Origin of the sequence: Actinoplanes campanulatus (genome assembly GCF_014647795.1) — a bacterium.
Lineage (GTDB): Bacteria > Actinomycetota > Actinomycetes > Mycobacteriales > Micromonosporaceae > Actinoplanes > Actinoplanes campanulatus.
The window spans coordinates 118,433-141,890 of record NZ_BMPW01000002.1 but is presented as its reverse complement, the minus strand read 5'-3'; the positions used below and the strand labels follow the sequence as shown (position 1 = coordinate 141,890).

22 protein-coding genes are annotated in these 23,458 nt (G+C 71.6%); 8 read left to right on the top strand and 14 right to left on the bottom strand.

Translation table 11 applies throughout. The features are described from left to right. Nucleotides 1-22: 22 nt before the first annotated feature. Nucleotides 23-1,786 (bottom strand): ABC transporter ATP-binding protein, encoded by a 1,764-nt coding sequence (locus IEZ13_RS05505; protein WP_183217474.1) that lies wholly within the window; start codon nucleotides 1,784-1,786, stop codon nucleotides 23-25. 116 nt (nucleotides 1,787-1,902) lie between these two features. On the opposite strand from IEZ13_RS05505, the gene IEZ13_RS05500 reads away from it, so the two are divergent. Beyond that, nucleotides 1,903-2,529, top strand: a complete 627-nt coding sequence (locus IEZ13_RS05500) for a TIGR03085 family metal-binding protein (protein WP_183217472.1) — start codon at nucleotides 1,903-1,905, stop codon at nucleotides 2,527-2,529. Nucleotides 2,530-2,595: 66 nt separating this feature from the next. Then, nucleotides 2,596-3,858, top strand: coding sequence for an APC family permease (locus IEZ13_RS05495; RefSeq protein WP_183217470.1), 1,263 nt, complete (start codon nucleotides 2,596-2,598; stop codon nucleotides 3,856-3,858). Here IEZ13_RS05495 and IEZ13_RS05490 read toward each other — a convergent pair whose 3' ends face one another. Next, nucleotides 3,859-4,734 (bottom strand): carbohydrate kinase family protein, encoded by an 876-nt coding sequence (locus IEZ13_RS05490; RefSeq protein WP_183217468.1) that lies wholly within the window; start codon nucleotides 4,732-4,734, stop codon nucleotides 3,859-3,861. A gap of 163 nt (nucleotides 4,735-4,897) precedes the next feature. Here IEZ13_RS05490 and IEZ13_RS05485 point away from each other — a divergent pair, with 163 nt between their 5' ends. Beyond that, complete coding sequence (locus IEZ13_RS05485) at nucleotides 4,898-6,721, top strand: AMP-dependent synthetase/ligase (protein WP_183217466.1); 1,824 nt, start codon at nucleotides 4,898-4,900, stop codon at nucleotides 6,719-6,721. A 445-nt stretch (nucleotides 6,722-7,166) separates the two neighbouring features. Then, entirely contained in the window at nucleotides 7,167-7,610 is a 444-nt protein-coding gene (locus tag IEZ13_RS05480; RefSeq protein ID WP_183217465.1) for a pyridoxamine 5'-phosphate oxidase family protein, read from the top strand. Nucleotides 7,611-8,040: 430 nt separating this feature from the next. On the opposite strand, the gene yczR is transcribed toward IEZ13_RS05480, so the two are convergent. Then, the gene (gene yczR, locus IEZ13_RS05475) at nucleotides 8,041-9,495 is read right to left on the bottom strand and encodes a MocR-like transcription factor YczR (RefSeq protein ID WP_183217463.1); all 1,455 of its coding nucleotides are present in this window, start codon (nucleotides 9,493-9,495) and stop codon (nucleotides 8,041-8,043) included. 59 nt (nucleotides 9,496-9,554) lie between these two features. On the opposite strand from yczR, the gene yczE reads away from it, so the two are divergent. Together yczE and IEZ13_RS05465 are read left to right on the top strand one after the other, a co-directional pair. Continuing rightward, the gene (yczE, locus tag IEZ13_RS05470) at nucleotides 9,555-10,217 is read left to right on the top strand and encodes a membrane protein YczE (RefSeq protein WP_229794473.1); all 663 of its coding nucleotides are present in this window, start codon (nucleotides 9,555-9,557) and stop codon (nucleotides 10,215-10,217) included. Then, nucleotides 10,204-10,632 (top strand): hypothetical protein, encoded by a 429-nt coding sequence (locus IEZ13_RS05465; RefSeq protein ID WP_183217461.1) that lies wholly within the window; start codon nucleotides 10,204-10,206, stop codon nucleotides 10,630-10,632. The genes yczE and IEZ13_RS05465 overlap by 14 nt, the downstream gene beginning before the upstream one ends. On the opposite strand, the gene hisF is transcribed toward IEZ13_RS05465, so the two are convergent. Next, nucleotides 10,629-11,390 carry an imidazole glycerol phosphate synthase subunit HisF gene (gene hisF / locus IEZ13_RS05460; RefSeq protein ID WP_183217459.1) on the bottom strand — a complete coding sequence of 254 codons (762 nt, stop codon included), beginning with the start codon at nucleotides 11,388-11,390 and terminating at the stop codon, nucleotides 10,629-10,631. The genes IEZ13_RS05465 and hisF overlap by 4 nt on opposite strands. Next, a complete protein-coding gene (locus tag IEZ13_RS05455) occupies nucleotides 11,387-12,271 on the bottom strand; it encodes an EamA family transporter (RefSeq protein ID WP_183217457.1) in 885 nt (294 codons plus the stop codon). Before IEZ13_RS05455 ends, hisF begins: the two co-directional genes overlap by 4 nt. Nucleotides 12,272-12,344: 73 nt before the next feature. Between IEZ13_RS05455 and IEZ13_RS05450 the strand changes: the two genes are divergently transcribed. Continuing rightward, complete coding sequence (locus IEZ13_RS05450; protein WP_183217455.1) at nucleotides 12,345-13,253, top strand: LysR family transcriptional regulator; 909 nt, start codon at nucleotides 12,345-12,347, stop codon at nucleotides 13,251-13,253. Here IEZ13_RS05450 and priA read toward each other — a convergent pair. Genes priA through hisD form a run of 7 tightly spaced genes read right to left on the bottom strand, consistent with a single transcriptional unit; the run spans nucleotide 13,219 to nucleotide 18,114 of the window. Beyond that, on the bottom strand, nucleotides 13,219-13,938 hold the full coding sequence (priA, locus tag IEZ13_RS05445) for a bifunctional 1-(5-phosphoribosyl)-5-((5-phosphoribosylamino)methylideneamino)imidazole-4-carboxamide isomerase/phosphoribosylanthranilate isomerase PriA (protein ID WP_183217453.1): 720 nt from the start codon (nucleotides 13,936-13,938) through the stop codon (nucleotides 13,219-13,221). The genes IEZ13_RS05450 and priA overlap by 35 nt on opposite strands. A gap of 17 nt (nucleotides 13,939-13,955) precedes the next feature. Then, nucleotides 13,956-14,273, bottom strand: coding sequence for a hypothetical protein (locus IEZ13_RS05440; protein ID WP_183217451.1), 318 nt, complete (start codon nucleotides 14,271-14,273; stop codon nucleotides 13,956-13,958). Beyond that, nucleotides 14,270-14,887, bottom strand: a complete 618-nt coding sequence (hisH, locus tag IEZ13_RS05435; protein ID WP_183217449.1) for an imidazole glycerol phosphate synthase subunit HisH — start codon at nucleotides 14,885-14,887, stop codon at nucleotides 14,270-14,272. The genes IEZ13_RS05440 and hisH overlap by 4 nt, the downstream gene beginning before the upstream one ends. After that, entirely contained in the window at nucleotides 14,887-15,048 is a 162-nt protein-coding gene (locus IEZ13_RS05430) for a hypothetical protein (protein WP_183217447.1), read from the bottom strand. Before IEZ13_RS05430 ends, hisH begins: the two co-directional genes overlap by 1 nt. Beyond that, nucleotides 15,045-15,656 carry an imidazoleglycerol-phosphate dehydratase HisB gene (hisB, locus tag IEZ13_RS05425; protein WP_183217445.1) on the bottom strand — a complete coding sequence of 204 codons (612 nt, stop codon included), beginning with the start codon at nucleotides 15,654-15,656 and terminating at the stop codon, nucleotides 15,045-15,047. The genes IEZ13_RS05430 and hisB overlap by 4 nt, the downstream gene beginning before the upstream one ends. Further along, on the bottom strand, nucleotides 15,653-16,807 hold the full coding sequence (locus IEZ13_RS05420) for a histidinol-phosphate transaminase (RefSeq protein WP_229794472.1): 1,155 nt from the start codon (nucleotides 16,805-16,807) through the stop codon (nucleotides 15,653-15,655). The genes hisB and IEZ13_RS05420 overlap by 4 nt, the downstream gene beginning before the upstream one ends. After that, on the bottom strand, nucleotides 16,804-18,114 hold the full coding sequence (hisD, locus tag IEZ13_RS05415) for a histidinol dehydrogenase (RefSeq protein ID WP_183217443.1): 1,311 nt from the start codon (nucleotides 18,112-18,114) through the stop codon (nucleotides 16,804-16,806). Before hisD ends, IEZ13_RS05420 begins: the two co-directional genes overlap by 4 nt. A 121-nt stretch (nucleotides 18,115-18,235) precedes the next feature. On the opposite strand from hisD, the gene IEZ13_RS05410 reads away from it, so the two are divergent. Next, nucleotides 18,236-18,931, top strand: a complete 696-nt coding sequence (locus tag IEZ13_RS05410; RefSeq protein ID WP_183217441.1) for an LON peptidase substrate-binding domain-containing protein — start codon at nucleotides 18,236-18,238, stop codon at nucleotides 18,929-18,931. Nucleotides 18,932-19,058: 127 nt separating this feature from the next. Here IEZ13_RS05410 and IEZ13_RS05405 read toward each other — a convergent pair whose 3' ends face one another. Next, the gene (locus IEZ13_RS05405) at nucleotides 19,059-19,880 is read right to left on the bottom strand and encodes a DUF2567 domain-containing protein (protein ID WP_229794471.1); all 822 of its coding nucleotides are present in this window, start codon (nucleotides 19,878-19,880) and stop codon (nucleotides 19,059-19,061) included. Between the two features lie 30 nt (nucleotides 19,881-19,910). Continuing rightward, the gene (gene dnaE, locus IEZ13_RS05400) at nucleotides 19,911-23,447 is read right to left on the bottom strand and encodes a DNA polymerase III subunit alpha (RefSeq protein ID WP_183217439.1); all 3,537 of its coding nucleotides are present in this window, start codon (nucleotides 23,445-23,447) and stop codon (nucleotides 19,911-19,913) included. Nucleotides 23,448-23,458: the final 11 nt, after the last annotated feature.

Sequence of the window (23,458 nt, the reverse complement as noted above, 5' to 3'; positions counted from 1 at the left end):
GATGGTTCGCTCGCAAGCTCGCTCACATGTCCGCCTTCTCGTACGCCGTGACCAGTTCCCGGTACCCCTCCTGGGTGGCCATCAGCTCCTGGTGCGTGCCGGTCGCCACGACCCGGCCCTGATGCAGGTAGACCACCTCGTCGGCGAGCGCGATGCTGGCCCGCCGGTACGCCACCACCAGCAGCGACGTCCCCGCCGCCCGGAGCGCGCCGAGGATGGCCGCCTCCACCCGCGGGTCGACCGCGCTGGTGGCGTCGTCGAGCACCAGCAGCCGGGGCCGGCCGGCCAGCGCCCGGGCCAGGGTGAGCCGCTGCCGCTGCCCACCGGACAGCGAGGTGCCGCGCTCGCCGACCGCGGTGTCCAGCCGCTCCGGCAGCCCGCCGGTGAACCGCTCCGCCTGGGCCAGCCGCAGCGCCGCCCACACCTCGTCGTCGCCGACGCCGGGCCGGTCCAGGGACACGTTGCCGCGGACCGTGTCGTCGAACACGAACGGGATCTGCGGCACCAGCGCGCCCGCCCCGGCCAGCGCGGCCGCCGACAGATCGGGCAGTTTCACCCGGTCGAGGGACACGCTGCCGGAGTCCGGGTCGACCAGGCGCAGCGCCAGCGCGGCGATCGTCGACTTACCGGAACCGGTCGCGCCGACCAGGGCCACCGTGCGGCCCGCCGGTACGGCGAAGCTCACCTCGGACAGCACCGGCGGCCCGTCGGCGTACCGGTAGCCGACCCGGTCGAACCGCAGCTCGGCCGGTCCGTCACCGGGCAGCTCGCCCTCGCCGTACCGAAGATCGCCCTCCGCCGACAGCACCGCCTGGACCCGGTCCCATCCGGCCACGCTGCGCGGCAGCTCGCCGATCACCCACCCGATCGCGCGCACCGGGAACGCCAGCACCGTGAACAGGAAGGCCACGCTGATCACCTCGGACACGGTGACCGCGCCGTTCTGCAACCGCCAGGTGCCCAGCACCAGCACGGCCAGGGTGCCGACGCTGGGCAGGCTCTCCATCAGCGGGTCGAAGACGCCGCGCAGCCGGCCGACCGCGACCAGGCCGTCGCGCAGCTCGGTGACGAAGACGGCGAACCGGCGCGACTCGTCGGCCTCCCGGCCCATCGTCTTGACCACCAGCGCGCCGTCGAAGCTCTCGTGCGCCACGGTGGCGACCTTGGCCCGCATCCGCTGGGCGTGGATCTGCCGCGGCGACATCCGCCGCGAGTAGAAGAAGTTCAGCGCGAACAGCGCCGGGAACAGCGCGACACCGACCATGGCCAGCACCCAGTCGGTGACGAACAGCGCGATCATCGCGCCGGCGAGCATCACGATCGTGCCGACCGCGAACGGCAGCGGCGCGATCGGCGCGAACGCCGCCTCGACGTCGGAGCTGGCGTTGGACAGCAGCGAGCCGGTGGCGTGCCGCTGATGCCACTCCGGCGGCAGCGACAGATAGCGGCGGGTCACCGCTCGCCGGTACCGCGCCTGGAGCCGGAACTGCATGAACCCGGCCCCGAGCCGGCGGGCGAAGATGCTCGCCACCCGCAGCGCGCTGATCCCCAGCAGGGCCGCGACGGCCAACGCGAGGCCCGCGGCGCTCACCCGGTGTGTCGCGAAGGCGGGCGCCACGACATGGCCGATCAGAAACCCGACGACGTACGAGTTCGCGACGATGAGAAGTCCGAAGAGGCTGCTGCCGAGCGAGCTGACGATGAAGAGCCGTGGCTCCGCCCGGATCGCTTTCCCGAGCACCCGCAGTCCCCGTCCCAGCACGTCGTTGCCGGTACCGCTGCTCAATGTCCTACCTGACTGGTAAGTGTTCGCCGGGAGGACCGGCCTTACCCGTCCATCCTGCCGCCCATACAGGTTGTTTACGGTGTGGCCACAATTACATCGAGGCCTACCATCGACCCATGACCAACTACGCCCGGGCCGAGCGGGCGGCGCTGGCCGACCTGCTGCTGAGCGAGGGACCGGACGCGCCGACGCTCTGCACCGGCTGGACCACCCGGGACCTGGCCGCGCACATCGTGGTCCGGGAGCGGCGGCCGGATTCCGCGGTCGGGCTGCTGATCCGCCCGCTGGCCGGGTACGGGGAGAGGGTGCGCCTGGCCCGCGCCGCCCTGCCGTACCCGGATCTGATCGCGCAACTGCGCACCCCGCCGGTGTGGAGCCCGGTGAGCAACCCGCTCGTCGATCCGCTGGCGAACACCATGGAGATGTTCATCCATCACGAGGACGTCCGGCGCGGCGGCGGCGCCTGGGCGCCCCGCGCCCTGGACCGGGAGCTGGAGGCCGCCCTCTGGCGCAACGTCCGGCTGATCGCCAGGGCCGGGCTGCGCCGCCTGGGTGTCACCGCCGCGATCGAGCCGGCCGGGTTCCCGGCGGTCCGCGACAGCGCCGAGCCCCAGGTCCGGGTCACCGGTGACGTGGGCGAGCTGGCGGTGTTCTTCTTCGGGCGGCAGCGCGCCGCCCGGGTCGCCGTCGACGGCTCACCCGAGGTGGTGGAACGGCTCCGGACGGCCCGCCTGGGGATCTGAGCGGCCCATCGCAAGTGCCGGGAATTGGCTCGATCGACAGGCCGGGCCGGCCCTAGATTCGAACCCATGTCGGAACGCACCAACCTGTCGGTCGCCCAGGGCGCCGCGCTGTCCGTCGGCGCCGTGCTGGGCACCGGGCTCATCTCGCTGCCCGCCCTCGCCGCCGAGGCCGCCGGCCCGGCCTCCCTCGTCGCCTGGCTCACCCTGATCGTCCTGTCCGCCCCGCTGGCCTGGACCTTCGCGGCGCTCGGCGCCCGCTATCCGGACGGCGGCGGGGTGTCCACCTACGCGCAGATGGCGTTCGGCCCGCGGGTCGCGGCCGCGGTCGGCTGGTGCTTCTACTTCGCGGTCCCGCTCGGCGCGCCGGTCGCGGTCGGCTTCACCGGCGGGTACGTCTCCGACATCCTGGGCGGCGGGCGGCTCACCGAACTGGCCGCCTTCCTGGCGATCGTCGGCACGGCGTACGCGATGAACTGGTTCGGTCTGCGCGTCTCCGGCGGGGTCCAGCTGGCCCTGTCGATCTCCCTTGCCACCCTGCTGGTGGTCACCGTGGTGGCCGCCCTGCCGCATGCCGACCTCGACAACCTCGCCCCGTTCAATCCGCACGGCTGGACCGGCATCGGCGCCGCCGCGGCCCTGCTGGTCTGGGGTTTCGCCGGCTGGGAGGCGCTGTCCTCGCTGTCCGGGGAGTACCGCGACCCGCGCCGTGACGTCCCCCGCGCCACCCTGATCGCGGTCGTCGTGGTCGGTGTCCTCTACCTGGCCGTCGCCACGGTCAGTGTGCTGGCCCTGGGCCCGGCGCTGGCCGGCAGCCGGGCGCCGCTGGCCGATCTGCTCGCGATCGGCCTGGGTGGCCCGGTCCGGATCGTCACCGCGATCGTGGCGGTGGTGCTCACCCTCGGGGCGGTGAACGCGTACTTCGCCGGGGCGAGCCGTCTCGGCGCGGCGCTGGCGGCCGAGGGCGCCCTGCCGGCCCGGGTGTTCGGCAGCCAGCGCCGGTCGCTGACCTTCATCCTGCTGGGTAGCATCGTGGCCGTCCTGCTGCCGCTCGAGCTGCACACCGCCGCCCTGCTGGTGACCGGCTGCTTCACGCTGGTCTACGTGATCGGCACGGCGGCCGCGCTGCGTCTGCTGCCGGCCGGCGGCTCCCGGGTGGTGGCGGGGATCGCGTTCGTGGCGGTGGTGTGCCTGCTCTGGCTCAACGGGTGGCCGGCACTGCTCAGCCTGGTGATCGCCGGCGGCGCGGTGCTCTATCAGGCGGTCAGCGCGCCCCGGGCCACCCCGGAGCCGGCGGCCGACCCGGAGACGGCCGGCGCCTCCGGGCCGTGATCAGGTCCAACGGGCGGTCAGGGTGTCCCGGTCGATGAACGAGCCGGCGCCGACCGGGGCGGTGCACGCGTACGCCCCGGCGATGACCGCCCGGTCCATGCAGGCGTCGTCGCCGGCGCCGGACAGCCAGGCGGAGAGGAACGCCGCCGCGAACGCGTCACCGGCGCCGTTGGTGTCCACGATCGGCGCGCCCGGGTCGGCCGCGTCCCGGTGGGTCAGGCCGCCGGCCGTGTACAGGTCGGCGCCCTTGCCGCCGTTGGTCACCACGACCCGGGTGGCCACGCCCTCGGCCAGGATCCGCTCGGCGGCGCCGTCGGCGAGCTGCACACCGCTCACGAAGACGAGGTCGGCGCCGAGCGCGAAGTCCAGGTGGTGCGGGTTCTCGCCGTCCCAGTCGTGCAGGTCGGTGGAGATCGACACACCGGCCGCACGCAGGTCGGGCAGCAGGTGCCGGGCGTAGTCCATGATCGTCACGTGGACGTGCCGGACGTCCGCCGGCAGCGGCCGGTAGTACTCCACCGGCAGCCGGTATCCGGGGACGTCGCGCCCGTCGTACAGCGACAGCCGCCGGCCGTCCGGGCTCATCAGGTTCACCGCCCGGCGGGTGCCGGTCGGGGCGGGCGCGGCACGCAGACCGATGCCCCATTCCGCGAACGCCGCCCGGACCCGGCCGCCCGGCTCGTCGTCACCGACCGTGTCGATCACCGAGACCCGTTCGCCGAGCGCACGCAGCGCGAGCGCCACACATGTGCCGGTGTGTGAGACGTGATCGAGGATGGGTCCCTGCGGCCGGGCCGAGTCCGCGCCGAGCACCGGCAGGTCCGCCACGGGCACCACGGTGTCGATGCCGGTGCCGCCGATCACCAGGAATGTCATGGCGGCAAACCTAATGGGAGATGTGCGGTGCTCTGGACCCGGCCCGTCGGCTGACTAGGATGGGGGCGATTGAACCAGACTCTTCCCGTGATGCCGCGCGCCCATTACTGTGCGGTAACACTCACGTTACCTACCCCCCGTTCAGGTTGAAGGTGGTCGCCCGATGGCACTCGAGGTTCCCTACCGGTCGATCCCGGACATGCTCTTCCAGCGCGTGGCCAAGACCCCCGACGCTCAGGCCCTGGCCGGGCCGAACGCGACGGACACCGGCGCCGACTGGCTGACCTGGCGGCAGGTGGGCGAGCGGGTCAAGGCGATCGGCGCCGGCCTGCGTGAGCTCGGCGTCGGCCTGGAGGACCGGGTCGCGATCCTGTCCAACACCCGGCTCGAGTGGATCCTCGCCGACCTCGGCATCAACGTGGCCGGCGCGGCCGCCACCACGGTCTACCCGACCACCGAGCCGGAGGACACCGCGTTCATCGTCTCCGACTCCGGGTCGAAGATCCTGATCGCGGAGAACGCGAAGCAGGCCCTGAAGATCTCCGGCGCGGAGACCGCCATCACCAAGGTGGTGCTGATCGACGGCCCGGCCGACGCCGGCGCCACCCCGCCGCAGATCACCCTCGCCGACCTGGAGCAGCTCGGCGCCGAGGCGCTGACCCGCGAGCCCAGCCTCATCGACGACGTGGTCGCCCAGCTCGGCCCGGACACCCTGGCCACCCTGATCTACACCTCCGGCACCACCGGCCGTCCCAAGGGCGTCGAGCTGCTGCACCGCGGCTGGACGTGGGAGGGCGTCGCGCAGGAGAGCCTCGGCCTGTTCGCCCCGACCGACCTGCACTACCTGTGGCTGCCGATGTCGCACGCGTTCGGCAAGACGCTGCTCTGCGGCATCCTGCACGTCGGCGTCCCGACCTACGTCGACGGCCGCGTGGACCGGCTGATCGACCTGCTCGCGGTGATCAAGCCGACCCTGATGTGCGCCCCGCCGCGCATCTACGAGAAGGTCTACAACAAGACCGTCACGAGCGGCCTCTCCGGCACCGGCCTGAAGCCGAAGATCTTCAGCTGGGCGGTCGCCACCGGCAAGAAGCGGGTGGCCCTCCAGCAGGCCGGCAAGCCGGTCCCGGCGAGCCTGGCGTTCCAGTACTCGATCGCCGAGAAGCTGGTCTTCTCCAAGCTCCAGGCCAAGCTCGGCGGCAACATCAAGGTCCTGGTCAGCGGTTCGGCCGCGCTCAGCCGCGACATCTCCGAGTTCTTCGCGGCGGCCAACCTCCAGATCCTCGAGGGCTACGGCATGACCGAGGCCTGCGCCGCCAACTTCGTGAACCGCCGCGGCAAGCTGAAGATCGGCTCGGTCGGCCAGCCGCTCGGCGACCTCGAGGTCCGCATCGACACCGACGGCGAGGTGCTGATGCGCGGCGCCCCGGTGATGCGCGGCTACCACAACCTGCCGGAGGCCACCGCCGAGGCGTTCACCGAGGACGGCTTCCTGCGCACCGGCGACATCGGCGAGATCGACGCCGACGGCTACCTCAAGATCACTGACCGGAAGAAGGACCTGGTCAAGACGTCGGGCGGCAAGTTCATCGCCCCGTCCGCGATCGAGGGCTCGTTCAAGGCGGTCTGCCCGTACACCTCGCAGGCGGTCGTCATCGGCCAGAACCGCAACTTCGTCACCATGCTGATCGCGCTCGACGAGGAAGCCATCGTCACGTGGGCGGCGTCCGGCCCGCTGGCCGGCAAGTCCTACGCCGAGATCGTCGCCGCGCCGGAGACGATCGCCCTGGTCGAGGGCTACATCCAGGAGCTCAACGGCAAGCTGAACCGCTGGGAGACGATCAAGAAGTTCACCCTCCTGCCGCGCGACCTGAGCATCGAGGCGGGCGAGGTCACCCCGTCCATGAAGATCAAGCGCCGCAGCGTCGAGGCCAACTTCTCCGACGAGATCGACAAGATGTACGAGGGCAGCCTCGCCCAGATCTGACCCGATCTTCGCGACGGTCGGCGGTCCATCAGGGACTGCCGGCCGTCGTTCGTTTCCAACCCCTTTTCTCGTACGGCTACGCCGCCCCCGCCGAATCCCGTCCGCCCCGCCGGCGCCACGCGAGCATCTGCCGTCCCCAGCCCGTGCCGCGCCCGCCGGGCGTAGATCGGTGGCCGGGCTCTTCTTCGCCGGCCCTCCCCACCCCGCCGGCCACTGACCGCGGCCGGACGGGGCGGACGAGCGCACACAGTCGCCCTGCCGTGGTCGCCCACATGCCCTATGACCTCGATGACCGCACACACGACATCTCCCGTGTGCGCCCACCCCGTATTCGACAGCCGGACCGTGTGCGCCCATCCACCGTCACGACCGATCTTGTGCGCCTACGCCGAAACAGCGCTGCGAGCCGGCGGGGCAAGATCGACGCGTGTCTAGGCTGGTGGCCATGAGCGATGTCGTGAGAACACGAGCCCAGCGCAAGGCCGACACCCTCGCCCGTCTCGCCGCCCCGGTGGTCGATGCCTGGGTGGCGACCGACGGGCCGTACCTGGTGCCGCTCACCGTCGCCTGGCACGAGGACCGGATCGTCCTGGCCACCGACCGGGAGTCGCCGACCGCCCGCAGCCTGATCGCCACCGGCAGGGCGCGCGTCGGGCTCGGCCCCACCCGCGACGTCATCATGATCGACACCGTTCTGGACCGCTGGCTCCCGGTCTCCGAGGCGCCCGGGATCGGCGAGGCCTACGCCGGCCAGAACGACTGGGATCCGCGCACGGCCGGCCCGTCGTACATCTTCCTGATCCTGCGCCCGGACCGCGTCCAGGCCTGGCGCGAGGTCGACGAGATCCGCGGCCGCACCCTGATGCGCGACGGCGCCTGGCTGATCTGACCGGCTGGCTCCCAGAGCTGTCTCAGGCCCCGTTGAAACAACCCTCACAACCAGCCGGGGACCAGCACAGCCGGACACCGGCTGGCTCCCAGGGCTGTTTCGAAGGGCGTGAGACAGACAGCTCTGGGAGCCGGCTGGACCACTGACTGGCCGGCGGGCGCGCTGCGGCCTTGAGGCGGCAGGTGATCGCGGGAAGCGGGACCACCGATCTGAGCCCGGCGGGCGCGGCACAGGCCGGGGCACGGCAGATGCTCGCGCGGCGCCGACGGGACGGCCACGATTCGGCGGGGACGGCGTAGCCGTACCGGAAATGGGTGTGAGGAAGCGCGAGGAGGCCGCGGAGAGCGAGCGACCCGGCCAAGCGCGAGGAACCGGCGGAGAGCGAGCGGCCCGCACGGCCGTGACGGCTGCCGGAGAGCGGGCGAGGAGGTCAGGCGATGACGGCCGGGGTGCGCCAGGACGGGCCGGGGGCGTGGTCGAGGTCGTGGCGGACCGAGGCGATGCGGCGGACGGCCTCGACCAGGTCGTCGGCCGGGAGGGTGAAGGGTAGGCGCAGGAAGCGTTCGAGGGTGCCGTCGAGGCCGAAGCGGGGGCCGGGCGCCAGGCGGACGCCGACGTCCTCGGCGGCGCGGGAGAGGGCGCTGGAGATGGGGCCGTCGAGTTCGGCCCAGAGGGTGACGCCGCCGGCCGGGGTGATGAAACGCCATTCGGGGAGGCGGTCGCGGAGTTCGGCGACCAGGGCGTCGCGGCGGAACCGCAGCTGGGCCCGGCGTGCCGCGACGATCTCCGCGGAGTTGCGGAGCAGGTGGACCGCGACGAGCTGTTCGAGAACGGGACTGGCCATGTCGACGCCGACCCGGATGGCGGCCAGCCGCTGCACGACCGGCGCGGACGCGCGCACCCAGCCGATCCGCAGGCCACCCCAGTACGCCTTGCTCATGCCGCCGATCGAGGTGACCCGGGAGTGCCGGTCGAAGACGGCGACCGGCGGCGGCATCTGCGCCCCGTCGAGTGGAAGGTCCACGAACGACTCGTCGACGATCAGTTCGGTGCCGGTCGCGTGTGCCGTGGCGACGAGGCGTTCGCGCAGCGAGGCCGGCATCAGGTGGCCGGTGGGGTTGTGGAACTCGGGGATCACGTAGGTCATCCGCGGCCGGGTCTGGCGCAGCGCGCCGAGCAGCATCTCGCCGTCCCACCCGGCCTCGATGTCGAGGCCGTGGGTGCTGATCCGGGCGCGGCGGGCGGCGAGGGCGGCCAGCGCGTTCGGGTAGGTGGGCGTCTCCACGAGGACCGGCGCCCCGACCGGCACGGACAAACGCAGCACCAGATCGAGGGCCTGCTGGGTGCCGCTGGTGATGAGGATCTGCTCGGCCGAGGTGGGCACGCCGCGGACCGAGTAGGCCTCGGCGACGGCGGCCCGCAGCTCGGGCAGCCCGGTCGGGTGGTAGCCGGCGCTGCCCAGGTAGCGGGGCAGGTCGTCGGCGGCGGCGCGGGCGGCCGGCACCAGCTCGACCGGCGCCGCGGAGGCCGCCACCCCGAGGTCGATCATGTCGAGGTCGTCGTCGGGCGTCCACAGGCCGGAGGTGGCCACCCGGTGCCCGTGCGGCAGGGTGGTCCAGCTTCCGGCGCCGCGCCGGCTGGTGAGGTGGCCGGTCTCGCGGAGGTTCCGGTACGCCGCGGACACCGTGGTCCGGCTGACCGCGAGCGCCTCGGCCAGCTCCCGTTCGGCCGGCAGCCGGACACCCAGCGCGAGCCGCCCGTCGGACAGCAGCCCGCGGACGGCGGCGGCCAGGGCGGCGTAGTCGGGGCTGCGGCGGCGGCCCGGCAGTGCGTGCCACCGGCCGAGCAGGCGGGCCAATTGGTCTCCACGTACCGACGTCGTCATAGCCACCTCCGATGAATTGGCACTTTAGCACCGGCCGATTGGCATGAAGAGTGGCTGTCATGAGCCTGCTGCGCCGTGTCCCCCAACTGTTCGCCGGTCTCGTCCTCTACGGAGCCAGCATGGCCCTCATGGTGGAGTCGGGCCTCGGCCTCAACCCGTGGGACGTCTTCCACCAGGGTGTCTCCGAGGTCACCGGGATCAGTTACGGCTGGGTGGTGCTGCTGACCGGCATCCCGGTGCTGCTGCTGTGGATCCCGTTGCGGCAGCGGCCCGGGTTCGGCACGATGGCCAATCTGGTCGTGGTCGGCTTCGCGGCGGATGCGGCCCTCGCGCTGCTGCCGTCCGCCGCCACGATGCCGGGCCGGGTCGGCTATCTGATCGGCGGCATCCTGGTGAACGGGTTCGCGACCGGCCTCTACATCGGCAGCCGGATGGGGCCGGGGCCGCGCGACGGGCTGATGACCGGACTGGCCGGGCGGTTCCCGCGGGTGTCGCTGCGGGTGTTCCGTACCGGCATCGAAGTGACCGTGCTGGGCGCCGGTTTCCTGCTGGGTGGGACGGTCGGGGTGGGCACGATCGCGTACGCGCTGGCGATCGGTCCGCTGGTGCACCTGTTCCTGCCGTTGCTGACCGTCCGGCGACCGGCCGGCGGTGATCTTCCGGACACATTCGCTTCCCGGTACGCCGACGGCACGGCATCATTGCGGCATGGGGGCCGGTGACTGGAACTGGAACGACGCTTGGATCTTCGTCTCCGCGGTCATCGCCGAGCGCCTGGAGCGTGACCGGGCACTGCACGCGGCGCTGCCGGTGACCGGGGCGACGCTGGCCGACCTGCTGGCCGCGGCGGATTTCCTGCACCACAGCGTGCCCGCCCGCGAGGATCTCGAGGAGTCGATCCGCCGGCTGTCCGGGGCCGGGCTGATCACCGTGGACGACGACGTGTTCGAGGTCGCCCCGGCCGGTGAGCAGCTCTGGCGGACCCGGCCGTTCAGCGGCCTGTCCTCGGCCGTGATGACGTTGCAGGCGCAGCTCAACCGCGCGGCCCGGCCCGGCTGGACCGAGTGGACGCTGGACGAGCAGGCCTACAACGCCGCGGTTCGCGAGTACAGCTTGCGGCTGGCCGACGGCCGTTAGCGGACCGGGTTACCGGCCGCCCGCAGGCTCTCCTTGACCTCGCCGATGGTGAGGTCACCGAAGTGGAAGACGCTGGCGGCGAGCACCGCGTCCGCCCCCGCCTCGACGGCCGGCGGAAAGTGCTCGACCGCGCCCGCACCACCGCTGGCGATCACCGGGATGTCGACGACCGCCCGCACCGCCCGGATCAGGCCGAGATCGAAACCGGCCTTGGTCCCATCGGCGTCCATCGAGTTGAGCAGGATCTCCCCGGCGCCCAGCTCGGCCACCCGCGCGGCCCACTCGATCGCGTCGAGCCCGGCGCTGCGGCGGCCGCCGTGCGTGGTGACCTCCCAGCCACTCGGCTGCTCGGCGGAACGCCGCACGTCCAGCGACAGCACCAGCACCTGGTTGCCGAACCGCTCGGCGATCTCGGAGATGAGCGCGGGACGGGCGATGGCCGCCGTGTTCACCCCGACCTTGTCGGCGCCGGCGCGCAGCAGCACGTCGACGTTTTCCGGGGAGCGGACGCCGCCGCCCACGGTGAGCGGGATGAAGACCGTCTCGGCGGTCCGCCGGACCACGTCGAGCATGGTGCCCCGGTCGTCGGAGGACGCGGTCACGTCGAGGAAGGTGAGCTCGTCGGCGCCGGCCGCGTCGTAGGCGGCGGCCAGCTCGACCGGGTCGCCGGCGTCGCGCAGGTCGACGAAGTTGACACCCTTCACCACCCGGCCGGCGTCCACGTCCAGGCAGGGGATCACACGCACCGCGACCGTCATGCTCCCACCCTAACCAGCTCCGGCTTCCGGGCCGGGCGGGACCTGACCAGTCCCAAAAGCACGCCGCTGACCACCAGCGCGCCGCCGGCGACGTCGGCGCCGTGGATCCGCTCGCCGAGGAACAGCGTGGCCGAGGCGATGCCGAAGAACGGGACGAGCATCGAGAACGGGGCCACGGTCGAGGCGCCGTACCGCCGCATCAGGTAGCCCCAGCCGGCGAACCCGGCGAGGGTGGAGACCAGTGCGATGTAGAGCAGCGCGAGCACCGCCTCGGTGTCGACGGCACGCAGCGCGGCCAGGTCGGCGGCCGGTCCGTCGACCAGCAGGGTGAGGATGATCAGCGGGCCGGTGGCCAGGGCGCTCACCCAGACCATGAAGCGCAGCGTGTCCGGCGGCGACGCTTTGCGGGTGGCGACGTTGGACACACCCCAGGCCGCGGCCGCGCCGATGACCAGCAGGAAGGCGGGCAGGTTCGCGGTCATCCGGGTGGCCACCACGGCGACTCCGGCGATCGCCACCGCCAGCCCGGCGAGCTGCACCGGGCGCGGGCGCTCACGCAGGAACAGCGTGGCGAAGAGCATCGTGAAGATCGCCTGGCTCTGCAGGACCAGCGAGCTGAGGCCGGCCGGCATCCCGGCGTGCATCCCGATGAAGAGCAGGCTGAACTTGACCACGCCGAGGACCAGGGCGACCGTGACGAGCCAGCGCCACGGCACCTGCGGGCGGCCGACCAGCAGCAGCGCCGGGAAGGCGGCCAGGCCGAACCGCAGGGCGGAGAAGAGCAGCGGCGGGAAGTGCTCCAGCCCGGCGTCGATGGCGACGAAGTTGAATCCCCAGACGGCCGCCACGGCGACGGCGAGGGCGAGGTCACGCGGTCTCATGGGGCCTAGCCTCGCCCGGCCGGAACGTTAAGCACCAGCAAAATAAGCTACACCGTCGATGTAGCATCGCTACATGATCGACGTGGGGAGACTCCGGGCGCTGCACGCGGTGGCCAGCTACGGCACGGTTCTCGCCGCCGGCCACGCGCTGCACTGCACGCCGTCGGCGGTCTCCCAGCAACTCGCCAAGCTGGAGCGGGAGACCGGCGCCACGCTGGTCGAGAAGGACGGGCGGCGGCTGCGGCTCACCGAGGCCGGGCGGGTCCTCGCCGATCACGCCGAGCGGGTGCTGACCAGCCTGGACGAGGCGGAGACGGCGCTCGCCGCGCACCGGGACACGGTCACCGGGCGGCTCACCATGACGGCCTTCGCGACCGCCTGCCGGGCGCTCATGCCGCACGCCCTGCGCCGCCTGGCCACCGATCATCCGCAGTTGACCACCGGGCTGATCGAGGTGAATCCGCACGAGGGGCTCGACCTGCTGCGCCGCGGCCATGTCGATCTCGCGGTGCTGGACGACTGGCCGGAGGTGGCGCTGCGCTATCCGGACGGGATCTCGAAGGTCACGCTCGGGGAGGATCACGCCGACCTGGTCGTGCCGCATGATCATCGCCTGGCCGGGACCATCGCCCTGGAGGAAGCCCGTCACGAGCGCTGGATCGGCGTCCGGGCGGGCGACGTCTGCTACGAGTACCTGATCCGGCGACTGCCCGGGGTGGTGCCGGATTTCCAGGTGGGCGAGTTCGAGACACAGTTGACGCTGATCGCCGCCGGGCTCGGGGTCGGCCTCATTCCGCGGTTGGCCCGCGCCGACATTCCGGATAAATTGCGAATTGTCCGTCTTGACCCGGTGCCCACTCGGCGCGTCGTTCTCGCCTGGCGGGACTCCTCAGCGGCCCGGCCCGCCATCCGGGCCGCTGAACAGGCACTACGTGAGGCTTGGAAGATCAACCGAGAACGGCAAGAGCTTCTCGTACGGTGAACGCGCCCGCATAGAGCGCCTTGCCCGCGATGACCCCCTCCACCCCGACCGGCTCCAGGGTGGCCAGGGCCCGCAGGTCGTCCAGGGTGGAGACGCCACCACTGGCGATGACCGGCTTGTCGGTGGCGGCGCACACCTCGCGCAGCAGGTCCAGGTTCGGGCCGCGCATGGTGCCGTCCTTGGTGATGTCGGTGACGACGTAGCGGGACGCGCCCGCCTTGTCCAGCCGGGCCAGCACCTCGTACAGGTCGCCGCCGTCACGGGTCCAGCCGCGCGCCGACAGGGTCCGCCCGCGCACGTCCAGGCCGATCGCCACGCGGTCGCCGTACTCGCCGCAGATCCGGTCGCACCACTCCGGGTCCTCCAGCGCGGCGGTGCCGATGTTGACCCGCTGGGCGCCGGTGGCCAGCGCCCGGGTCAGCGACGCGTCGTCGCGGATGCCGCCGGACAGCTCCACCTTGACGTCGAGCCGCCGCACCACGTCGGCGAGCAGGTCGGCGTTGGAGCCACGGCCGAACGCCGCGTCCAGGTCGACCAGGTGGATCCACTCGGCGCCGTCGTTCTGCCAGGCCAGCGCGGCCTCCAGCGGGTCGCCGTAGGCGGTCTCCGAGCCGGCGGCGCCCTGCACCAGGCGGACGGCCTGGCCGTCGGCGACGTCGACGGCGGGCAGCAGTTGGAGGGTCATGTTTCTCCTGATGGAAGCTAAGCCCGGCGGCCGAGCACCACGACGACGAGGGCCGGCACGGCGAGAACGAGCATGGCGGTGAGGATGATGCGAAGTGGCAGGTCCGGGATGAGCGTCCAGACGGCGGCGACGGCCAGCAGCGTGACGACCACGATGCCGATCCGCTGCCGGCGGCTGCGGTGATAGAGCCGCCCGTCCCGGCCGAACCGTGGTTTCAGGGATCGCAGGAAGACGCGGCGCCGGTCCCGGCGGGCCACCCGGCGGGCACGGACCGCCTTCTCCCGCTCCTGGACGGCGAGCCGCTCGGCCCGGCGCCGGGCACGTTCCCTACTCAAAGCGTCGCGACCCAGTTGCTCAGCAGCAGGTAACCGGAGTCGGCCGACTTCTCCGGGTGGAACTGGGCGGCGCTGAGCGCGCCCGCCTCCACCACGGCCACGAACGGCCGGTCATGCGACGCGGTGGTCACCCGGGCGTGGTTGAGAAGATCAAGATCCTGAGCGGCGTACGAATGGACGAAGTAGAACCGTGCCCCAGCGGGAAGGTTGTCCAGCAGCCGGGAGCCCTCGGCGACGTCGACCGTGTTCCAGCCCATGTGCGGGATCCGCTGCGCGGACAGCTTCGTGACCGAACCGGGCAGCAGGCCCAGCCCCTTGGTCTCCACCCCGTGCTCCACCCCGGACTCGAAGAGGATCTGCATGCCGACGCAGATGCCCAGCACCGGCTTTCCGGCCGCCACCCTCTCGGCGATCACCGGTCCGGCGTTCAGCGCCTCGATCCCGGCCATGCAGGCCGCGTACGCCCCCACGCCGGGCACCACGAGACCGTCCGCCTCGGCCGCCGCCGCCAGATCGCTGGTGACCGTCACGTCCACCCCGGTACGGGCGACCGCCCGCTCCGCCGACCGCAGATTCCCCGAGCCGTAGTCGAGGACGACCACACTCTTCGCCATCACGCCTCCCCCGAGGGCCACCAGGCGAACCCGCCGGCGACCGCGAGCACCGCCAGCACCGCGGTGATCCCGATGCTGAACCGGGTCGCCCCCGACTTGACCAGCTGGATCACGCCGCCGATCAGGATCCCGGCGAGCGCGAACAGCACCAGCGAGATCACAGCACCCCCTTGGTGGACGGCAGCGAGCCGGCGTTGCGCGGGTCGATCTCGACAGCCTCCCGCAGTGCCCGGGAGAACGCCTTGAACTGGGCCTCCACCACGTGGTGCGCGTCCGGGTGACCGCCCGGACGGCAGGCGCGGAGCACGTCCACGTGCAGGGTCACCTTGGCGGCGTGGCCGAACGCCTCGAAGATGTGCCGGGTCATGCTGGTCGCGTAGACCGGCCCGATGTACGGCGTGAGCAGCGGCTCGTCGTGCACCACGTAGGGCCGGCCGGACAGGTCCACGGCGGCCCGGACCAGCACCTCGTCCATCGGGATGGTGGCCGACCCGTACCGCCGGATGCCCCGCTTGTCGCCGAGCGCCTTGGCGAACGCCTCGCCGAGGGCGATGGCGGTGTCCTCCATGGTGTGGTGCGAGTCGATCTCCAGGTCGCCCTCGCAGCGCACCGTGAGGTCGAACCCGCCGTGCTTGGCGAGCTGGTTGAGCATGTGGTCGTAGAAGCCGACCCCGGTGTTCAGGTCGCCCTTGCCGGTGCCGTCGAGGTCGATCTCGATGAGCACCTTGGTCTCGTTGGTGACGCGATCGATGCGGGCGGTACGGCTCACAGCCCCTCCTCACTACGTTCGTCGGGGCTGTGAGCCGCATTCGCGGCGCTGCGCCCACTGGGCTCGCTTCGCTCGCCGGAAAGGATCTCCTCGGCGGCGTTCAGGAATGCGGTTGTCTCGTCCTCGGTGCCGGCGGTGACCCGCAGCCAGCCGGCCAGCCCGACGTCCCGGATCAGCACGCCCCGGTCCAGGAACGCCTGCCAGTCGGCTTTTTGATCTTTGGAAACGGCGAACAGCACGAAGTTCGCGTCGCTGTCGGCAACCCGCACGCCGCGCTCACGGAGAACCTGGACGATCCGGTCGCGCTGCTCCTTGATCGCCTCCACGGTGGCCAGCAGCGACGCCCGGTGCACGACGGCCGCCCGCGCGGCCGCCTGGCTGATCGCCGACAGGTGGTAGGGCAGGCGCACCAGTTGCACGGCGTCGACCACGGCCGGGTCGGCGGCCAGATAGCCCAGCCGCCCGCCGGCGAAGCCGAACGCCTTGCTCATGGTCCGGCTCACCACCAGGCGCGGGTGGTGCGGCAGCAGGGTCAGCGCGCTCGCCGTGCCGGGGCGGGAGAACTCGGTGTACGCCTCGTCGACGATCACCATGCCGCGGGCTCTGTTCAAAATCGCATCGATCACGGCCGGATCGAGGGCCGTGCCGGTCGGGTTGTTCGGCGAGCAGACGAACACCAGATCCGGGTCGTGCTTCTCGATCTCGGCGACCGCGGCCTCCGGGCGCAGGCCGAAGTCGGGGTCACGCAGCGCCCCGATCCACCGGGTGCCGGTGCCCTGCGCCAGCAGCGGGTGCATCGAGTAGGAGGGCCCGAAGCCGAGCGCGCTGCGCCCCGGGCCGCCGAAGGCCTGCAACAGCTGCTGCTGCACCTCGTTCGACCCGTTGGCGGCCCACACGTTCGCCGTGGTCAGGCCGTGGCCCAGATAGCCGGCCAGCTCGTTGCGCAGCGCGATCGCGTCCCGGTCCGGGTAGCGGTTGAGGTCACGCAGCTCGGCCTGCACGGCCTTGCCGATCGCCTCGACCACGTCGTCCGGCACCGGGTACGAGTTCTCGTTCGTGTTCAGCTGCACCGGAACGTCCAGCTGGGGTGCGCCGTACGGCGACTTGCCCCGCAGATCGTCCCGGATCGGCAGATCGTCGATGGTCGTCACCGGGCGAACCTCACAGTCACCGCGTCACCGTGGGCGGGCAGGTCCTCGGCGTTGGCCAGGGCGACCACGTGCCCGGCCACATCGCGGAGAGCCTCCTCGGTGTACTCCACGACGTGGATGCCCCGCAGGAACGACTGCACCGACAGCCCCGACGAGTGCCGGGCGCACCCGGCGGTCGGCAGCACGTGGTTGGACCCGGCCGCATAGTCGCCCAGCGACACCGGCGCATACGCCCCCACGAAGATCGCGCCGGCGTTACGGACCCGCATGGCCCACTCGCGCGCGTCCCTCGTCTGGATCTCCAGGTGCTCCGCCGCGTACTCGTCGACCACGCGGAGGCCCTGCTCCAGGTCGTCGACCAGCACCACACCGGACTGCTGGCCGGTCAGCGAGGTGCGCACCCGCTCGGCGTGCCTGGTCGCGGCGACCTGCTTCTCCAGCTCGATCTCGACCGCGTCGGCCAGCTCCAGCGACGGGGTGACCAGGACCGAAGCGGCCAGCGGGTCATGCTCGGCCTGGCTGATCAGGTCGGCCGCGACGTGCCGCGGGTCGGCGGTGTCGTCGGCCAGGACGGCGATCTCGGTGGGCCCGGCCTCCGCGTCGATCCCGACGGTGCCCTGGAGCAGCCGCTTGGCCGCGGTCACCCAGATGTTGCCCGGCCCGGTGATCACGTCGACCGGCGCACAGCGGTCGCCCTCGTCAACCCCGTCGGAGCCGTAGCCCAGCATCGCGATCGCCTGCGCGCCGCCGACGGCGTAGACCTCGGTGACGCCGAGCAGCGCGCACGCGGCCAGCACCCGCGAGTCGGGCAGGCCGTCGTTGGAGGCCTGCGGCGGCGACGTCACCACCAGGCCCTCGACGCCGGCCTCCTGGGCGGGCGCCACGTTCATCACCACGGTCGACGGGTAGACGGCCAGACCGCCGGGCACGTAGAGGCCCACCCGGCGCACCGGCAGCCAGCGCTCGGTCACCGTGCCGCCGTCGACCACCTGGGTGGTGACGTCGGAGCGGCGCTGGTCGGCGTGCACCTTCCGGGTCCGCCGGATCGCCTCGACTAGGGCGGCCCGCACCTCGGGGTCGAGCGTCTCGGCGGCCGCGGCGATCGCCTCGGCCGGCACCCGCAGGCGCTCCAGGGTGACGCCGTCGAACCGCTCGGTCGCCTCCCGGATCGCACTGAACCCATGCTCATGGACCGCCTCGACAAGCGGGCGAATCCTCTCGACGGCAACGGAGACGTCGAGCTGGGCACGGGGCAGCAGACCGCGCGGGTCCCGGCGGGAGCCGCGCAGGTCGATCCGATTCAGCACGCCACCCAGTCTAGGTTGCCGCCCAACCGGGTTTGCGTGCGCGACTCCCCAGGCCCAGGCGTTGAGACACCCGCACGCCGCGCCGGGTTGACCATGGTCGGGTGGGGACTAGGCTGAACGCGTGAGCGATCGGCTGCCGGTCTTCCCGCTGAGCACGGTGCTCTTCCCCGGTCTGGTGCTGCCCCTGCACATCTTCGAGGAGCGATACCGCACCCTGGTGCGCGAGCTGGTGGCCGCGTCGGAGGAGACACCGCACGAGTTCGGCGTGGTCACCCTCCGGCATGGCAGCGAGGTCGCCGAGGACGGCGACTCCCCCCAGGGGCCGGTCACCGCCACCGACGTCTACGAGGTCGGCTGCACCGCCGAGCTGCGCCACGTCACCGAGCTGCCGGACGGCCGCTTCGACATCATGACCGTCGGCCGCCGCCGGTTCACCGTCCTCAGCGTCGAGCAGGGCGCCGAGCCCTATCTGACCGCCCACGTCCGCTGGCTCCCCGACGAGGAGGAGCCGAGCGGCCACGCCACGCTGCTGGCGCCCCGGGTGCTCACCGCGTTCCGCGCCTACCTGGAGTTGCTGCGCCCCAACAGCGAGACCCTCGAGCAGGTGCCCGACGACGCGACCGTCCTCTCCCACCTGGTCGCCGCCACCGCCCAGCTCACCGTCGAGGAGCGCCAGATGCTTCTGGCGATGCCGGACACCGCGAGCCGCCTCCGCGCCGAGCTGCGCATCCTCAACCGCGAGGCCGGCCTGCTGGCGAGGGTCCGGGCCGTCCCGGTCCCACTCTCCGACCTGGCCAGGCCGGCAAGCCCCAACTGAGACGGTACGGGCTACGCGAACCCGCCGTACCAGACCCGCGAGGCGGGTGGGTGGTCAAGACCATGCCGCGCCCGCCGGGCGTGAGTGGGTGGTCGGACCGCGTGCGGCGCCGGCCGCACGGTCAGGCTCAGGCGGGAGGGTGCGGCTCCCGGTGGGGATGCTCGCCGCCGTCCGTGATCCGTTCGCCCGGCGCCGTGCCGTTGGCCGCCGTCGACTCGGCGTCCGTCACCAGGTCGTACTCGGGCGCCGCTGCATCGTGATGGTCCACAAAGGGTGGCTCGTAGGCGTGGTTCGGCCCCCACCCGGGCTGCGCGCCCGGATGGTCCAGGTCGGGGTCGTTGGACCAGCCGGCCAGCAGGGTGAGCAGGATCGCCGCCACGAAGGCCGGGATCAGGGTCGGCCCGAGCGACTGCACCTCCGGCGGCGCCAGATAGGTCGCGCCGATCTGTGCGGTCGCCTTCCACTCCTCGTACGCGCCGCGCCCGAGCAGCTCGCCCACCGAGGGCGCCACCCAGTGCCCGGCCACCAGGGTGCCGACGACCACACCACCGAGGAGGTACGGTCCCCGGTCCCGGCGCAGGATCAGCCAGGCCGAGAGCGTGACGAGCACCCCGAAACCCAGCCCGAGCAGGGTCATCCAGCCGTCGGCCGCGACATACCGCTCGGACATGTCGTAGGCCTGCGCTTTCCCGGCGCCGGTGAGGACGACCGGGACGGTGGGCGTGAGCCACGCCCAGAGCAGCCCGAGGAGCACCCCGAGCACCGCGATCGTCCCGGCGACGCCGGCCGCGACGGCCAGCGAACGCCGCCACGGGCGCCGGCTGCCCTCGTTCAGCCGCCACATCTGCTGCCAGGCCTGGTTCAGGCCGGCGCCGGCCGCGACGGGCCGCGGGCCGTCCTCCGGCGTGGAGGGTCCGGACGGCCCGGCCGGCTGTTCACTCGGGTACACCCTGCGATCCTTCCAGATCAGCCGGCACTGTCAGGCGACGGCCGACGGACCGAGGATCATCTTGAGGTCGGCGCGCAGGGCCGGCGTCGCCGCGACCCGCACCCCGCCCAACCGCATGATCGTGGTTCGGCTGCCGTTCTGGAGATGGACGTGCACCTCGGTGTCGCCCGGGTGGCTCACCAGGATCTCCTTGAGCTCGTCGACCAGCGGTGGCGTACACCGGGTGATCGGCATCGTCAGGGTGACCGGCTTGGTGTCCGGGTTGTGGGTGATGTCGGGGATCGACATGTCCATCGCCATGATCCGGGCGGCGCCGTCGCGGCGTTCGATCCGGCCCTTGACCACCACGATGGCGTCCTCGGCGATGTACTGGCCGACCAGCTCGTACGTGTTCGGGAAGAACAGCGCCTCGACGCCACCGGCCAGGTCCTCCAGCGTGGCCGACGCCCACGACCGGCCCTGCTTGGTGATCCGCCGCTGGACGCCGGTGAGGATGCCGGCGAGCGTGACGACCTGGCCGTCCGGGACCGAGCCCTCCTCGTTGAGCGCCGCGATGCTGGTGTCCGCCGAGCTCTGGAGCAGGACCTCGAGCCCGGCGAGCGGGTGGTCGGAGACATAAAGCCCCAGCATCTCCCGCTCGAAGGCCAGCTTGTCCCGCTTGTCCCACTCGCTGTCGCCGATCGGGGGCATGGTGACCGCGGCCGACCCACCGGCGCCGGCGTCGTCGCCGAACGCGCCGAACAGGTCGAACTGCCCGGCCGCCTCGTTGCGCTTGACGTCGGCGTAGGCGTCGATGGCCTCGGCGTGCACGGCCAGCAGGCTCTTGCGGCTGTGCCCCATCGAGTCGAAGGCGCCGGCCTTGATCAGGGACTCGATGGTCCGCTTGTTGCAGGCCACCGCGTCCACCTTGGACAGGAAGTCGTAGAAGTCGCCGTACTCGCCCTTCTCCTTGCGGCAGCGGGCGATCGCCTCGACCACGTTGGCGCCGACGTTGCGGACCGCGCCGAGGCCGAACCGGATGTCGGTGCCGACCGGGGTGAACGGCCCGGCGGACTGGTTGACGTCCGGTGGCAGCACCTGGATGCCCATGCGGCGGCACTCCGCCAGATACATGGCCATCTTGTCCTTGTCGTCGCCGACGCTGGTCAGCAGCCCGGCCATGTACTCGGCCGGGTAGTGCGCCTTGAGATAGGCCGTCCAGTAGGAGACCAGCCCGTACGCCGCGGAGTGCGCCTTGTTGAACGCGTAGCCGGCGAACGGGACCAGGACGTCCCACACGGCCTGGATCGCCTCGTCGGAGTAGCCGTGCTCGCGGCACCCGTCCCGGAAGGGACCGAACTCCTTGTCGAGGATCTCCTTCTTCTTCTTACCCATGGCCCGGCGGAGCAGGTCGGCCTGGCCGAGGCTGTAGCCGGCCAGGATCTGCGCGGCGCGCTGCACCTGCTCCTGGTAGACGATCAGACCGTAGGTGGGCTCCAGGATCTCCCGCAGCGGCTCCTCCAGCTCCGGGTGGATCGGGGTGATCTCCTGGAGCTTGTTCTTGCGGAGCGCGTAGTTGGTGTGCGAGTCGACACCCATCGGGCCGGGCCGGTAGAGGGCCAGGACGGCGGAGATGTCCTCGAAGTTGTCCGGCTTCATCAGCCGCAGCAGCGACCGCATCGGCCCGCCGTCGAGCTGGAACACGCCCAGCGTGTCACCGCGGGAGAGCAGCTCGTACGCCTTCGGGTCGTCCAGCTCCAGACCCAGCAGATCGAGTTTCTGGCCGTGGTTGAGCTCGATGTTCTTGTTGGCGTCGTCGATGATCGTCAGGTTCCGCAGGCCGAGGAAGTCCATCTTCAGCAGGCCGAGCGTCTCGCAGGTCGGGTAGTCGAACTGCGTGATGATCGCCCCGTCGGCGTCCCGGCGGGACAGCGGGATGTGGTCGATGATCGGCTCGGCGCTCATGATGACGCCGGCGGCGTGCACACCGGTCTGCCGGATCAGGCCCTCGATGCCCTGCGCGGTGTCGATGACCTTCTTGACGTCCGGGTCGGTCTCGTAGAGCCCGCGCACCTCGCCGGCCTCGTTGTACCGCTTGTCGTCCTTGTTGAAGATGCCGCCGAGGGTGATGCCCTTGCCCATGACGTCCGGCGGCATCGCCTTGGTGATCTTGTCGCCGACCGCGAACGGGTAGCCCAGGACCCGGGCCGAGTCCTTGATCGCGGCCTTCGCCTTGATCGTGCCGAAGGTGGCGATCTGCGCGACCTTGTCCTCGCCCCACTTCTCCGTCACATACCGGATGACCTCGCCGCGCCGGCGCTCGTCGAAGTCGATGTCGACATCGGGCATCGAGATGCGCTCGGGGTTGAGGAACCGCTCGAAGATCAGGCCGTGCTGGATCGGGTCGAGGTCGGTGATGCCCATCGCGTACGCGATCAGGGAGCCCGCCGCCGAGCCACGGCCCGGGCCGACCGCGATGCCGTTGGTCTTCGCCCACTGGATGAAGTCGGCGACGACGAGGAAGTACGCCGGGAAGCCCATCTCGATGATGACGCCGAGCTCGTACTCCGCCTGCTTGACGTGCGACTCCGGGATGCCGCCGGGGAACCGCCCCCGGAGGCCCTCGAAGGCGACGTGGCGGAAATAGTCCGGCTCGGTGAACCCGTCCGGGATGGGGAACCGGGGCATCAGGTTCTTGAAGGTGAACATCCCGGTGATGTCCACCTTCTCGGCCACCAGCAGGGTGTTGCGGCAGCCCTCCTGCCAGGCCTCGGACGAGTCGACGGCACGCATCTGGTCGGGCGACTTCACGAAGTAGCCGGAGCCGTCGAACCGGAACCGGTTGGGGTCGGCGACGTTGCTGCCGGTCTGCACGCAGAGCAGCACGTCGTGCGCGGCGGCCTGCGCCTCGTGGGTGTAGTGCGAGTCGTTGGTGACCAGCGGCGGGATGTTGAGCTTCCTACCGATCTCCAGCAGGCCGTCGCGGACCCGCTTCTCGATCGACAGCCCGTGGTCCATGATCTCGAGGAAGTAGTAGTCCCTGCCGAGCGCCTCCTGATAGCGCGCGGCGGACTTGAGCGCCTCGTCGAAATGACCGAGCCGCAGCCGGGTCTGCACGATGCCGGACGGGCAGCCGGTGGTGCCCATGATGCCCTCGGCGTGCTCCGCGATGATGTCGAAGTCCATCCGCGGGTACTTGCCGAGCTGGCCCTCGATGGAGCCCCGCGAGTTGAGCCGGAACAGGTTCTTCAGGCCGACCGCGTTGCGCGCCCACATGGTCATATGCGTATACGCACCGTTACCGGAGACGTCGTCCGACTTCTGCTCCGGACGACCCCACTTGATGCGCTTCTTGTCCAGCCGGGACTCCGGCGCGACATAGGCCTCGACACCGATGACCGGCGTCACTCCGGCGTCTTTTGCCTGCTTGTAGAAGTCATACGCCCCGTGCATGTTGCCGTGGTCGGTGATCGCCGCGGCCGGCATGCCGAGCCGCTTCGCCTCCGCGAGGAGTTCCTTGATCCGGGCCGCCCCGTCGAGCATTGAATACTCTGTGTGCACGTGAAGGTGCACGAACGAGTCAGACACCCGGAACCCCC

What these genes read in the sequence shown, in the direction of transcription:
- yczR (WP_183217463.1), bottom strand. Translation starts at nt 9,495, where the DNA reads ATGACGACGTCGGTACGTGGAGACCAATTGGCCCGCCTGCTCGGCCGG.
- IEZ13_RS05480 (WP_183217465.1), top strand. Translation starts at nt 7,167, where the DNA reads ATGAGCGATGTCGTGAGAACACGAGCCCAGCGCAAGGCCGACACCCTC.
- IEZ13_RS05490 (WP_183217468.1), bottom strand. Translation starts at nt 4,734, where the DNA reads ATGACATTCCTGGTGATCGGCGGCACCGGCATCGACACCGTGGTGCCC.
- IEZ13_RS05455 (WP_183217457.1), bottom strand. Translation starts at nt 12,271, where the DNA reads ATGAGACCGCGTGACCTCGCCCTCGCCGTCGCCGTGGCGGCCGTCTGG.
- yczE (WP_229794473.1), top strand. Translation starts at nt 9,555, where the DNA reads ATGAGCCTGCTGCGCCGTGTCCCCCAACTGTTCGCCGGTCTCGTCCTC.
- IEZ13_RS05500 (WP_183217472.1), top strand. Translation starts at nt 1,903, where the DNA reads ATGACCAACTACGCCCGGGCCGAGCGGGCGGCGCTGGCCGACCTGCTG.
- IEZ13_RS05465 (WP_183217461.1), top strand. Translation starts at nt 10,204, where the DNA reads ATGGGGGCCGGTGACTGGAACTGGAACGACGCTTGGATCTTCGTCTCC.
- IEZ13_RS05450 (WP_183217455.1), top strand. Translation starts at nt 12,345, where the DNA reads ATGATCGACGTGGGGAGACTCCGGGCGCTGCACGCGGTGGCCAGCTAC.
- hisF (WP_183217459.1), bottom strand. Translation starts at nt 11,390, where the DNA reads ATGACGGTCGCGGTGCGTGTGATCCCCTGCCTGGACGTGGACGCCGGC.
- IEZ13_RS05485 (WP_183217466.1), top strand. Translation starts at nt 4,898, where the DNA reads ATGGCACTCGAGGTTCCCTACCGGTCGATCCCGGACATGCTCTTCCAG.
- IEZ13_RS05495 (WP_183217470.1), top strand. Translation starts at nt 2,596, where the DNA reads ATGTCGGAACGCACCAACCTGTCGGTCGCCCAGGGCGCCGCGCTGTCC.
- priA (WP_183217453.1), bottom strand. Translation starts at nt 13,938, where the DNA reads ATGACCCTCCAACTGCTGCCCGCCGTCGACGTCGCCGACGGCCAGGCC.
- hisH (WP_183217449.1), bottom strand. Translation starts at nt 14,887, where the DNA reads ATGGCGAAGAGTGTGGTCGTCCTCGACTACGGCTCGGGGAATCTGCGG.